Genomic DNA, 12,984 nt, shown 5'->3' with positions numbered 1-12,984 from the left:
AATGATGCGCAGATAGCTAAATGGTCTTCTCATTGTCCTCAACAAAAGCCAAACTTAAACTTTAGGAGGCAGACCATGGAACAAGTAAAACTCGAAACTGAAAGATTGATAGTAAGAAAGATGGAATTGCAAGATGCGGAGACCCTCTATCATTATTGGTCAGATCCGCTCGTGACGAAATTTATGAACATCACGCCTTTCACAAGCCCCGCCCAGGCGGAAGACATGATTCAATTGATCAACGGAATGAGCATTGAAGGCCGGGCAAACCGTTATTCAATCGTTGTCAAAGAGACAAATGAAGTGATCGGAACATGCGGCTTCAACATGATCGACGAGGAAAACAGCCGGGCTGAAATCGGCTATGACCTGGGGAGGGCCCATTGGGGAAAAGGCTTTGCTGCTGAAGCCGTCAAGACACTCGTTCGTCACGGCTTCCTCGACATGGAGCTGAACCGGATCGAAGCGAAAGTCGAACCGGAAAACAAAGACTCCATCAAACTCCTCGAGCGATTATCCTTTCAAAAGGAAGGACTTTTACGGGAATACGAGAAAGCAAAAGGCGTGTTCATCGATGTTTATATGTTCTCCCTGCTGAAAAGAGAGTTTCGTATATAAGGATGAAAAAAAGATTGATCTGCGTTTGGATCAATCTTTTTTCAGTTTGCTATATCCTTTTCCCTGCGCTCTCATTGAGCCGCTTGGCTTCCAAAAATAAGACCTGAATGAACTTTTTCATGTTCACGCGGGTGGACGAAAGAGCAGGAGCTGCATCCTTTTGCAGCTCTTTCATTTTTTTGCTGATCACGGTGAAGTCGAAAAACCGCGATGCATAGCTTTCAAACTTCGGATTTGAAAAGTCCGTCAATCCGAGGGATGCAAAATGGTTTAAAGAATGGATGATCGCCCTTCGCACCCGCTGCTCAGACGCTTTGATCTCTCGGTTGATCTCGACGGGCGAAGCGCCAGAACCGAGCTTTTGCTCCGCGACTTTGATGAAAATTTGCTTGAGCGGCGGAAAGTTTTTTTCATATAACGATATTTGCTCATTATCAAATAAATATTGAAGGATGGCGAGCAGGTCTTGGGAACCGTTTGCTCCGACAATGCCCAATTCGGAAAGAAGAAATTCGCCGGTCTCTTTAATGCTTTTTTCTTTTAGGACGTTCCTTCCGCCTCCGCCTACGTTCACCAGACGGCTTAAAGAAGACTGGATATCCTGTATCGACCTTTCCAATTCGATCCGCTCTTTCACTTTTTGAATGACGTTTAATATTTCGATGCGGTTGATCGGTTTATGGATATAATATTCGATCCCGAGAGAGTACGCTTCTGCGACCATTTCCTTCGCTTCCACCTGGGAGATCATGATGATTTTCCCCGGGAAAGACCCTTGCAGATGGCGGATTGTCTCGATTCCGTCACGGCCTGGCATTAAGAGATCGACAAATAAAATATCAATTTGCTTCAGGCGTAAAACGTGTCCCTCCAATTGACTGCCGTCCTCCGCTTCACCCGCCGTCTCTCCCAAATCTTCGTCTTCAATGATTTGTCTTAAAATCGAACGCACGGCGCGGTCATCGTCAACGATAAAAAAACGCATAAGGCCATTCACCCTTTCTGGATCAATTGTTGCGCGGGAAGCCTGATCGAAAACGCGACACCATGCGGTTGATTGCAGAACGCAATTTCGCCTCCAAGTTCTTCGACGGTTTCCTTTACATAAGAAAGTCCGATCCCTGTTGAAGGAGTGCCGAATTCATCATACTTAGAGGTGTATCCCGGTTCGAACACGACGTCCCCGATCTTCTCCGGGATGCCGGGGCCGCTGTCTTCCACTCCGAATTCTACCATGCCTTCTCCCGGATTCGAAAGATGGAGACGGACGGACCCCTTCTGTTGAATCGCTTCTACAGCATTGGCCATCACATTGTTGAGCACAGACAGCACGAGATAGACGCGGTATTTCGGGTGCTCGCCCTTGATTGCATAATGAAAATCAATGTCTTTTCCGAGTGATTCGGCATACTTCCGGTTGATTCCAACCACAAGGCGGATCAAATCCTCCGCTTTCATATAGTCCCTGAAATTTTCGTTTGAAATCAATTTGGAAAGCCCGGCAAAAATGCGCTGATTATCCTTTTTAACCTCATGGATTTCGCCGGCCAGCTTCAAAAGCTTCTGACTGAGTTCCTGCTCTGCAGGAGCTTCAAGGCTCCGGTTATGCAAGCGGCGGTAAAGCCGGTAGGACTCGCTCGTTATTTGCTCCGTGTTTTTCAACGTTTTTTTCAAATGAATCGTTTCCTCATATAAATTTGAGACGATCATCAGCATGCGCTCATTTTGTTCACGGACTTGTTTTTCCCTCGATTGTGTCTCGTACAGTTTCATGACATTAAAAAAACTGAGCACGATAAAACTGTGGGAAAACGCGATCGCCATCATATCGCGCAGCTTCTCCGGCGTAACCGTTGCGGCAAACATGACATACTGAACGGACATCTCTGCACAGTCGGCAAAGATTTCGATGACGAAGCCGAGCAGTCCGATAAAAAGCGGCCGGTATTGAAAAAACCGTTTGGCCTTGGCCATGTAAAAAAGGAAAGCGTACGTAAAATAAAAGAAAAAGGTCGGAAAATGGCTGTAAAAAGCCGGCTCCAAACTGACGTTATCTCGAGTGAGAAGATCCAGCAGAATCCTGAATACGACCACCGCAGCGCCTGTTAAAAACCCTGGTAAAACAGCCGACACATTTCTCATCAGCAGCAAAAAAAAGAAAAAAGTCGGAACGCCGAAGCTGACCCGGAATATCTCATTCAAAGGATAAAACTTCAGCTCGCCGGCAAGCGGTACAGTGAAAAGCATCAGTGCTAAAATATAGCCGTCTTTTTTCGCAAGCCGGCTGAACTTTTTCATGGCCTTGTCCCAATTTCTCCTCAGCATGTTGATCCCCCGTTAAACAGCGTTGTTTTATTTTACATCCAACATGATCTTCGTCCGCAACTCCTATTGTACCTACTGTTCAGTTGATTTTTACATCCATCGGCTTATTTTTTCAGCGCGTTTGTCGTTTTTTGTATGATCTTGTAGGTTCTGATTTAAATTGAATTTATATTCTTACAATTTGAAAGCGCTTTTAATTCCCAGATATTCTCTCTTGCCCTAATCTTTATCCTCTGACAAAACAGGCTTACGGCAGGCCGTCAAAGCGGACAGCCGCCCTAAGCACTCGACTTTTCAGATTGGAGGAATTTCGATGAAAGAAATCGTGAAAGAACGTGATAACACCCATTTCCGGCAAACCCGCCTTGACGATCTGGTCGAATATTACCGTCCCTTTTCCGCAGACGGCCGCAATGCCGAATATATCCCCGCCTTAGGAAAAATCGATGCAAAACAGCTCGGCATATGCGTGACAGGATCTGATCAAACGATGATGAAATCAGGCGACTGGGATGTCCCCTTCACATTGCAAAGCATCTCAAAAGTCATTAGTTTTATCGCCGCCTGCTTAACAAGAGGGATTCCTTACGTATTAGACCGTGTCGACGCAGAGCCCACAGGAGATGCATTTAATTCGATCATCCGCCTTGAAATGCATAAACCGGGAAAGCCGTTCAATCCGATGATCAACGCCGGCGCGCTGACCATCGCATCAATGCTGCCCGGGGATTCGGCTCGCGACAAAATCGAAACGCTTTACGCCCTCATTGAAAAAATGATCGGAAAACGTCCCGTCATCAATGAAGACGTGTTCCGTTCGGAATGGGAGACTGCCCATCGAAACAGGGCACTAGCCTATTACTTGAAGGAAACCGGCTTTTTGGAAGCCGGTGTCGAAAAAACGCTCGAAGTGTACCTTAAGCAATGCGCCATGGAAGGAAATACAGAGGACATCGCCATGATCGGCATGATTCTCGCAAACGACGGATACCACCCTTTTAGCCACGAGCAAATCATTCCAAAGGACGTCGCACGGCTGACCAAGGCGTTAATGCTGACGTGCGGGATGTACAATGCTTCCGGAAAATTCGCGGCCTTTGTCGGCGTTCCCGCCAAAAGCGGCGTATCCGGCGGAATCATGTGTGCGGTGCCGGCCAGCTTCAAAAGGAAAGAGCCCTTTCAGCATGGATGCGGGATCGGCATCTACGGACCGGCGATTGACGAATACGGCAACAGCCTGACAGGCGGTATGCTTTTGAAACAATTGGCACAGGAGTGGGATCTGAGTATTTTTTGAAGATAATGAATTAAGAGGTGAGAACATGCAGGAAGCTCTTCAGTATGTCATTGGAATCATAAACGATTTTCTTTGGTCAAAACTATTAATCGTGCTGCTTCTGTCGGTGGGAGTTTATTTTACGTTCAGATTGAAATTTTTACAGGTTCGGATGCTGAAAGAGATGGTCCGCGTTTTAAAGGAAGGCGCTGCAAACCGTTCCAAAAACGATATATCTCCTTTCCAGGCGTTCTGCATCAGCATGGCGGCCCGGGTCGGAACCGGAAATATTACGGGAATCGCGATCGCGATTGCACTCGGCGGCCCCGGAGCGATCTTCTGGATGTGGATCATTGCCATTATCGGTTCAGCTTCAAGCTTTGTCGAAAGCACGCTGGCCCAAATTTATAAAGTGAAAGATGTAAACGGCTTCCGCGGCGGCCCCGCCTACTACATGGAAAAAGGGCTGAAAAAACGCTGGATGGGCGCCCTGTTTGCGGTTTTAATCACCCTGTCATTCGGGATCGTGTTCAACTCCGTTCAATCGAATACGATCAGCGTCGCGTTCAATAACGCATTCGGGACAGACCGTTTCATGCTCGGCGTCATTTTGATCGCCGTTTTCGGAACGATCATTTTCGGCGGTGTGAAGCGGATTGCGAAGCTTTCCGAATATATCGTCATGTTTTTAGCCGTTCTTTATATCGGAGTCGCTTTTTTCGTCATTTTGACCAACATTTCGCAGCTGCCCGAAGTTTTTGCACTGATCGTGAAAAATGCATTCGGATTTGAGCAGGCAGCGGGCGGAGCATTAGGCGCGGCACTGATGCACGGGATCAAACGCGGAATTTTCTCAAACGAAGCGGGAATGGGAAGCGCGCCAAATGCAGCCGCAACGGCTACGACAAGCCACCCCGTCAAACAGGGGCTGATTCAGGCGTTCGGCGTCTTAACAGACACATTGATTATTTGTACTAGCACTGCCTTGATCATTTTGTTCTCTGATGCCTATAAGCAGCCGGGACTGAGCGGAATCCCGCTGACACAGGCCGCTCTAAGCGAACACGTCGGACCGTGGGCGTCAGGATTTCTTGCGATATTAATACTGTTATTCGGGTTCTGCGCGCTGATCGGAAACTATTACTATGGAGAGACAAACATCGGATTCTTAAACAAAAGCAAAGCAGTCTTATTGCTATATAGAATCGGTGTGCTCGGAATGGTGATCTTCGGCTGCGTTGCAAAAGTCCAGCTCGTCTGGGATATGGCCGACCTGTTCATGGGATTGATGGTCATTGTCAATTTAATTGCGATCTCCCTGTTATCAAAAAACGCTTTTGCTGCTTTACATGACTATGTGAAGCAAAGAAAAGCCGGAAAAGACCCTGTCTTTTATAAAGACGTATTGGAACATCATGACGACATCGATTGCTGGGATCTTTCCGAAGCCGCTCACGCTAAAAAAGAACATGCAGGATAAAGTGAGGCCGCCTGAAAGGGCGGCTTTTAATTGATTTGCTGAATCATTGCCTCATCTTCTGAACAGCCTGCTGAAAAACCCCTTCTTTTTCGGTATATCAGGCTGGGATTCCCGAACCGGTTCTGCTAATATTCCTTTTTGCTTCGCTTCCTTCAGCCACGCGGGAAATTCGTTGAGAAGCGACTCATACAGTTCATCATCTGAAATGCGTTCTATATCTTGAATATGCAAAAAATTGGCGTTGTCGACAACGCGGCCTTCCAACGCATCAATCTTTTTTAGAAAATCAAAATTTCCGCCGCCAATTCCGACAAACTGCCAGAATAACGGTTTATCCGAGGACGCCTCGATAATGGGTTTTATCGTTTTTTTGCAGCCACCGTCATTGATAAAAATAATAAAGGCAGGCTCTGAACCAGGTTCTTCCGTCATGTATTTTTTCAAAACATCTTTCATGACCGGGGGTTCATCATTCCTTCCGAATTTATGAATCGAATCATTGTTGATAATCTCCCGGTCCACATACCCTGAAAAATCTTTTTCGGTAACCGGCGCCAATCGGGAAAATTCATTATCATACACCCAAACATCGAGCACCCCGTCGTCATCAAACCGGTCGGCGACAGCCAGCACCCTTTCAACCGTCTTCTGAACGGTTCCATTTTTATAAAGAGACCTCATTGATCCCGTAATATCCAAAACCAAGCCGACCCGTGCCGTAACTTTCGTTAGTTGTTTTTTCTCCAAAACGATGTTCAAGCTTTTCTTTTGCAGACTGATCGAGTTCATTTGCAAATCTCCTTTTTGTTTGTATAAAAAACTATTACGAATCCGGCATATCTCAGGTTTCAACCTGCGAAAAACCTTCAGATTTCGATTACGATGATAAGATATAGATAAATAGAGGTTACATGCACGCAGAGAAATTTTCCCCTTATTTCAATAACTCAATCTTTAGAAACGGGGTTTTACGCATGATCAAACGCAACCGTACACGACAGGCCTTGCTCGTGATCGCAGCCATGGCGGCGGGCTTAGGTTCACGAAAAATAGCAGGGCTGCTGCCGGACTTTGTAAACGCCTATTTAGGGGACGCTCTTTGGGCCCTGATGATTTTCTTCGGATTCGGTTTTTTGTGCAGAACGGCTCGTACAAAAACTATCGCGTTCATGGCGCTGGTGTTCTGCTATTTAATAGAATTCAGCCAGCTGTATCATGCCGGATGGATCGACCGGATTCGAGGCACCGCACTGGGCGGGCTTGTGCTCGGTTATGGATTTTTGTGGAGCGATTTATTGGCCTATTTGCTGGGAATTGGAACGGGCATCCTTTTCGACCGCGCGATGCACAAACGAAAAAAACAGCTGTAAAGCTGTTTTTGAGGAAAATATACGCACTTTTATTTTGTGACTTTCTGCTGTTTAAAACTTGCTGGACAAGTCCGATAATAAAAGAGGATGGGTTCGATGCGTAAAGCGTGATGCAGGCCGTCATTTCCTGCAGCAGGCAGATGATTTCCTCCTGTTTTTTCGACATGTCCAGTGTCTCTATCCTTTTTGGCAGGAGGAACTACATCGTTTATCTCTTCCCTATAATCGTCTGCCGCATGCTTTACGGTTTGCCCATCTCTGTTTGTTCTATGGACTTTTCCCCAATAATCCGAAGTAAGAAAAATGTTGCCCCGCTTTCTCATCCAGCCTTATTCATTTGATGCGTTTCCATTCATGATTTTCGTTTATTCCATAAAAGAAAGCCCCGTTCCTACGCGGAGCTCTGAATAAAATCGTGAGAATCTATTGTTTAAGTGTGCTGTGCTTATAAGAATAACTGAAATAAACCGCCGTTCCGGCCAGCAGCCAAACAGAAAAATAGAGCCATGTTTTCATCGGCAAATTCGCGATCAGAAACAGGCAGAAGCCTATTGAAAGAATGGGAAGCAGCGGCACGAAAGGAACTTTAAATCCGCGCGGCAGGTTTTTTTCGGTTTTTCGCAAAATGATCACAGACAGGCTCACCATCAAAAAAGTGAGCAGCGCACCCATATTGGCTAAATCAGACAGGTTTTTCAAGTCGACAAACCCGGCGATGAACGCTGTTAACATCCCGGTGATCCATGTATTCCATACCGGTGCTCCCGATTTTTTTCCCGTTATTGAAAAAACTTTCGGCAGCAGCCCGTCTCTGCTCATGGCAAACGAGATTCTCGTCGCCGCAAATGTATTTGCAAAAATCACCGCCATCAGCCCGATTACCGCACCGACCGAAATGATTTCCGCCACTGCGTTTTGATTGACTACCTGTAAAACGTAAGACATGGCCTCGGGGACGTTCAGCTGGCTGTACGGAACCATGCCTGTCATCACCAGACAGACGAGGATATAGATCATCGTACAGATCACTAAAGATCCTATAATGCCGATCGGCAAATTGCGCTGCGGGTTTTTTACATCCTCGGCTGAAGCAGAAATGGCATCAAACCCCAAATATGCGAAAAACACAGCCGCCGCTCCGGTAATGACACCCTCTGCACCGAACGGCATAAAAGGCTGCCAGTTTTCAGGCTTCACGTAAAAACTGCCGGCAATAATAAAGAGCGCGACGATTAATATTTTCACGATCACCATTGCGTTGTTGAACTTTTTGCTTTCTTTCGTTCCCTGTGACAAGATCCATGTGATGACGAACGTAATCATGATAGCGGGAAGATTCATGATTCCGCCATGTTCGGGAGTGGTCAGCAGCTGTTTCGGAATGGACAGTCCAAACCCTTCGAGCAAGTTGTTAAAATAGCTGGACCACCCGCTTGCAACCGCAGACGAGGTGACCATATATACTGACAGCAGCGTCCAGCCCATCAGGTGGCCGACGATTTCTCCCATGGTTGTATAGGAGTAAATATAAGCGCTTCCATATACAGGGAGTGCGGACGATATTTCTGCATAGCAGAGAGCAGCCAGACTGCAGGCAACAGCAGCAAGGATAAATGAAAAAATAACAGCCGGTCCGGCGTCCTGTGCCGCTGTTATCCCGGTCAACACCATAACCCCCGTTCCGATAACGGCGCCGATTCCCATCAATGTTAAATCAAACGCTCCCATGGATGGATTGTGTTTCCGCTTTTGATATTGTGCTAAAAGTTGTGCTACATCTTTTTTCTGAAATAAGTTTCGCAAAAGCCTTTCCTCCAAATACAAAGCCGGAAAAATACAGATTTCCTTAACTCTGATTGTTTTGCGTATCAAATGTTGTCATTTCAAGCTTTATGATGCGTGGATATGCTATGTATTCCAATATACACCCCGTTCCCATCAGCCTCGTACAAAACAAAATCCCCTAAAAAATGGACAGTATTTATAGTAAATGAAAAAGGCTGCAATGTAAAATAATGTCCTTTCCCGATAATACGAAAAGCGCCCGGCAGGCACCGTGCGCTTTACAAACAGCATATGGCGGCTGAAAGCCGCGTTTTACTGTCGGAAAGGGTATTTTTCGTTATGCAGCATATAATATTCAAACACGCGTTCCAGCCATTCTTCCTCTTCCTTTGTATAAGGCGAAGGAATTTGATTCACAAACTTCTCCGTTTCGGCTGTATCGACGCTGCCAAAGGCCGCCAGTACATCCTCGCCGACAAACTGAAGACTCATCTTCATATGCCGATCTGCCATCTCTTGCACCTCGGGATCATCAACGGGCTTTCCCGCCAGCCTTTTGACTTGTTTGGCTAATTGAATAAACGATTTATCCAATGATGCCATCACTTCTTCCGGTTTGTTAAACAACCGGTCGGCAGCTCCTTCCGGCATGTTCTGTTCGAGCCATTCACGCTGATCTTTTTCTGTTTGGATGCTGTTGATCAGGCTCATGAAAATGGCCCCGTCTATTTCTTTTTCTTCCTCCAGAAGACCGATCATCCGGTTGACCGCTTTCAATGCGGTTTCAATATGTTCCTTTTTTCCTTCAAGCTCTTTCTTTTGATTGTGCAGTGTTTCAATCAGACTGATGTCAAAGCTGGAATCGCTCATGAGCCGCGCAATTTGCTCAAGGCTGTATCCCAAAAATTTAAAACACGTGATCTTATGCAACGTCATCTCATCCTGATCCGTGTAAAGGCGGTGTCCTGAGCTCGGGTGCTTCTCAGGCTTGAGCAGCCCGATTTCATCATAATAGTGCAGCGCCCTGATCGATGTGCCGGTTTTCTCGGAGAAAGCCCCGATTGTATAATATTGATCTTTTTCCATCTTTGTCATCCCCCTCACAAGACAATCATAACGCCTCACGTTACCGGAGGTGCAAGTTTTATTTACTTGAAGAATCGCACGTATTCGATGATGGATCCATCGGGATGCTTCATCGTTATGTTTTTCCCCGTCGGCACTTCCTGAATGTCGCGAATGATCTCGGAACCGCCGTCAACGAACCATTTCTTAAACTCCTCTACAGAATCGACAATCAAGGTTACTTTTGTTTCAAGGTAAGGCTCTAATGCCTTTTGCGATCCTGCCAGAATGAAAAAATGACCGACTGCAGCGATTTCCAAGCCTGTTTCGCGATATTGAAACCTCAGCTTGAGCCTAACAGCTTTTCATAAAATGACAGAGCCCGATTCCAAATCATTCGTGTACAGGCGGGTATATGCCTTATAACTTCTAAGAACATGCCCCCCTTTCGTTTATCTGTTTTTATGATAACACTAAAGCGGTGACGAATTTACGATTCCCGCTCTATGATGTTTTCCAATTCCCTCTTCACATGCGCTGCCCCAGGGCCGATCACAATCTGGATATCATGCCTTCCGATCTTGATGACGCCGTGTGCTCCGGCTTGCTTTAATTTGGTTTCATCAGCAAGTGAGGTATCGGTTAATTTCATCCTCAGCCGCGTCATGCAGTTGTCGCATGCGATCACGTTTTCTCTTCCCCCGATATGCTGGAGAATGTTTGCTGCGATCGTTTCATAGCCTGAATGCATTGTACCCGGTTCGCTTTTTGCCGGAGCTTCGGCATCCTGTTCCCTGCCGATGACTGGAACGTTTCGTTTTGTAATGACAAGATAAAAGGTGACGTAATAGAGGACAAAGAATGCGAGGCCGACCGGAATCAACAATAGACCCCGATCAGATAAATTCAGATTCAGCGCATAGTCGATTGCTCCCGCTCCCCACGAAAAGCCGTGCCGAATGCCGAGCAAGTACAGCACCATGCCGGCAAGACCCGTGTATACAGAATGGAGGAAATACAATAACGGCGAGGTAAACAAAAACGTAAATTCAATCGGCTCGGTAATGCCGGTAATCAACGATGTGGCCGCTCCGGAGGACATCAGCGCCTTCGTTTCTTTCTTCTTCGTTCTGGCGGCCCGTGTGATGGCTAAGGCAATCGCCGGAATGCCAAACATCATCGTGACGAAAAATCCGCCGAGAAAATACCCGGCTGCCGGATCGCCATTCAGAAACCGCGTAATTTCGCCTGTCACCGTTTCCCTTGAAGCCGTTTCAAAACGTCCGAGACCAAAATAAACATACGTATTCATGACGTGATGAAGGCCGAACGGCAGCAAAAACCGGTTGAAAAAACCGAAGACAAATATACCGAAAGCCCCCAGCCCGACAAGCATTTGGCTAAAAGCGTCGATTCCCGACTGCGCATAAGGCCATACGACTGAGAACAGACCCGCGATCGGGATCATCACCAAAATGATCATTGTAATCGGAAACTTTTCACCGCCAAAAAAAGCGAACATGCTTGGTAGCCGGGTTTGATGAAATCGATTATAGATAAACGCAGCCACAAGCCCCGCAACCACCCCGCCGAACACGCTCATATCAAGGTTCTGATTCAGGATGCCGAGCCCTTCCTGCAAGACTGAAACCGCCAAAAATCCCGTCAAGGCGGGAATGCCCTTATCCTTTGTATTGGCAAGCCCCATGGCAATGCCGATCGCTATCAAGATGTCCATATTGTTTAAGATGACGCCCGACGCCTGAAAAAGCGGAATGTCGAGCATGTCTACAGCAGACAGCCGAAGCAGAAGTCCCGCAGCCGGAAGGGCAGCTATCGGAATGAGCAGCGATTTGCCGAGCTTTTGAAGAAAATGTTTCATCTCCTCTCCCCCTCTTATAGATCCCCGAATGTAGATAAACGTACGTCCTGCAGCGACCTCACCCGCTCTACGGTCTCTGAATCGATCAAAAACTCCAGCTCATCGGCCCGCGGATAAGTAAACGAGGAATTCGCCAAAAGCGCTTTATCAAGATAAGCCGGATGCGTCATGACTTCTATCGATTCACAGTCATTGAAAAGCCGGCTGACGGCTTGTTCGTCCTGTAAAGCGGTTTCGAGAACGGGTTCGAAACGGTCCGTCGTTTTGATCTGTTTCAATGACGCATGCTCCATGTTATTTCTGACAGGCAGCCCGAATTCTTTCGCCAATTTTACAAACACTTCCGTTATCCCGGCATAGGAGTTGATATGATGATGGCTGTCCATATGAGTCGGCTTAAGGCCTAATTCATACACTGTTTCGATTTGCGCTTGCCACTCGTCATACACTTCTTCCAAATCTACCGTGAACGCTCCCTGATAAAAAGAAAGCCGCCGAAAATCCCCCTTCACATCAACGATTGTCCGATGGCCCGGCAAAATCGGCCTTCCGCATGTCAACACCAAATGCACGCCGACTCCCAAGCCCGGATACGCTTTGGCAAGCCCGGCTGCATGTTCGGCTCCCGGCATATTGGCCATTATGGTCGCCGAAGTTAAAATCCCCAGGTTGTGGGCATCGATAATCCCATAATTGATGCCTCTTGAATAACCAAAATCGTCAGCATTAATGATTAATTTTTTCACCGTGATGTCCCCTTTGCGATGTTTTGGTGTCCCTATCAAAATATGCCGGATCCGGCACTTTTAGCATGTTGCAGCGATTTAGGGGACCGCAAAACAAAGAAAAAAACCTGCTGCTGAACAATGCTCAGTTAACAGGTTTTGGCTATGTGCGATGTTGTTGTTCGACGCTATCCCCTCTCGTGATGATCCTTTAGCGTATTCGACGACTCCGTCTGGATCATCATATGTAAGCGATTCAGACAGGAATACCGGGGCACCGACGTTGACGTGCAAATGCTCGCTGATCGTTTCATCGGTCAAAATCGGTTCAATCCACTAGGTCTCCCGCTCGATCCGGATATTGTATTTTGTCCTCAGTAAACCAAACAATGACCCTTTAACTCTTCTTAAACAAGACCAGGTGCAATTTTCCCAAGGAATATAGGATATATTTCAAA

Annotated in this window: 12 protein-coding genes and 1 pseudogene; 4 read left to right on the top strand and 9 right to left on the bottom strand. The window is 46.7% G+C overall.

What is annotated here, in order from left to right; translation table 11 throughout:
- Positions 1 to 75 precede the first annotated feature (75 nt).
- Entirely contained in the window at positions 76 to 618 is a 543-nt protein-coding gene (locus AB447_RS00545) for a GNAT family N-acetyltransferase (RefSeq protein ID WP_048354489.1), read from the top strand.
- Positions 619 to 667: 49 nt separating this feature from the next.
- Here AB447_RS00545 and glnL read toward each other — a convergent pair whose 3' ends face one another.
- Together glnL and AB447_RS00535 are read right to left on the bottom strand one after the other, a co-directional pair.
- Positions 668 to 1,603 (bottom strand): glutamine utilization two-component system response regulator GlnL, encoded by a 936-nt coding sequence (gene glnL / locus AB447_RS00540; protein WP_048354490.1) that lies wholly within the window; start codon positions 1,601 to 1,603, stop codon positions 668 to 670.
- 8 nt (positions 1,604 to 1,611) lie between these two features.
- Positions 1,612 to 2,943 carry a sensor histidine kinase gene (locus tag AB447_RS00535; protein WP_048354491.1) on the bottom strand — a complete coding sequence of 444 codons (1,332 nt, stop codon included), beginning with the start codon at positions 2,941 to 2,943 and terminating at the stop codon, positions 1,612 to 1,614.
- Positions 2,944 to 3,256: 313 nt separating this feature from the next.
- On the opposite strand from AB447_RS00535, the gene AB447_RS00530 reads away from it, so the two are divergent.
- Complete coding sequence (locus AB447_RS00530; RefSeq protein ID WP_048406973.1) at positions 3,257 to 4,240, top strand: glutaminase; 984 nt, start codon at positions 3,257 to 3,259, stop codon at positions 4,238 to 4,240.
- A gap of 25 nt (positions 4,241 to 4,265) precedes the next feature.
- Positions 4,266 to 5,699 (top strand): alanine/glycine:cation symporter family protein, encoded by a 1,434-nt coding sequence (locus AB447_RS00525; protein ID WP_048406974.1) that lies wholly within the window; start codon positions 4,266 to 4,268, stop codon positions 5,697 to 5,699.
- A 51-nt stretch (positions 5,700 to 5,750) separates the two neighbouring features.
- On the opposite strand, the gene AB447_RS00520 is transcribed toward AB447_RS00525, so the two are convergent.
- Positions 5,751 to 6,488, bottom strand: a complete 738-nt coding sequence (locus tag AB447_RS00520; RefSeq protein ID WP_048354492.1) for a vWA domain-containing protein — start codon at positions 6,486 to 6,488, stop codon at positions 5,751 to 5,753.
- Positions 6,489 to 6,673: 185 nt separating this feature from the next.
- Here AB447_RS00520 and AB447_RS00515 point away from each other — a divergent pair, with 185 nt between their 5' ends.
- Positions 6,674 to 7,069 carry a ribosomal maturation YjgA family protein gene (locus tag AB447_RS00515; RefSeq protein ID WP_048354511.1) on the top strand — a complete coding sequence of 132 codons (396 nt, stop codon included), beginning with the start codon at positions 6,674 to 6,676 and terminating at the stop codon, positions 7,067 to 7,069.
- A 423-nt stretch (positions 7,070 to 7,492) separates the two neighbouring features.
- Here the strand turns inward: AB447_RS00515 and AB447_RS00505 are convergent, their stop codons facing one another.
- The 6 genes and pseudogenes from AB447_RS00505 to AB447_RS00480 form a co-directional block, all read right to left on the bottom strand.
- Positions 7,493 to 8,872: an amino acid permease gene (locus AB447_RS00505; RefSeq protein ID WP_048354494.1), complete on the bottom strand. Its 1,380-nt coding sequence runs from the start codon at positions 8,870 to 8,872 to the stop codon at positions 7,493 to 7,495.
- A 294-nt stretch (positions 8,873 to 9,166) separates the two neighbouring features.
- A complete protein-coding gene (locus tag AB447_RS00500; protein WP_048354495.1) occupies positions 9,167 to 9,940 on the bottom strand; it encodes a MerR family transcriptional regulator in 774 nt (257 codons plus the stop codon).
- A gap of 62 nt (positions 9,941 to 10,002) precedes the next feature.
- Positions 10,003 to 10,239 (bottom strand): hypothetical protein, encoded by a 237-nt coding sequence (locus AB447_RS00495; RefSeq protein ID WP_082142521.1) that lies wholly within the window; start codon positions 10,237 to 10,239, stop codon positions 10,003 to 10,005.
- A 170-nt stretch (positions 10,240 to 10,409) separates the two neighbouring features.
- Positions 10,410 to 11,801, bottom strand: coding sequence for a PTS transporter subunit EIIC (locus AB447_RS00490; RefSeq protein ID WP_048354496.1), 1,392 nt, complete (start codon positions 11,799 to 11,801; stop codon positions 10,410 to 10,412).
- Between the two features lie 14 nt (positions 11,802 to 11,815).
- Entirely contained in the window at positions 11,816 to 12,547 is a 732-nt protein-coding gene (locus AB447_RS00485) for a carbohydrate deacetylase (protein WP_048405986.1), read from the bottom strand.
- Between the two features lie 142 nt (positions 12,548 to 12,689).
- A pseudogene (locus AB447_RS00480) lies at positions 12,690 to 12,973 on the bottom strand (UTRA domain-containing protein); the annotation flags it as partial.
- Positions 12,974 to 12,984 lie beyond the last annotated feature (11 nt).

This window comes from Bacillus glycinifermentans (assembly GCF_001042475.2).
Lineage (GTDB): Bacteria > Bacillota > Bacilli > Bacillales > Bacillaceae > Bacillus > Bacillus glycinifermentans.
The sequence above is the reverse complement of the archived record's forward strand: the minus strand, read 5'-3'. Positions and strand labels throughout refer to the sequence as shown.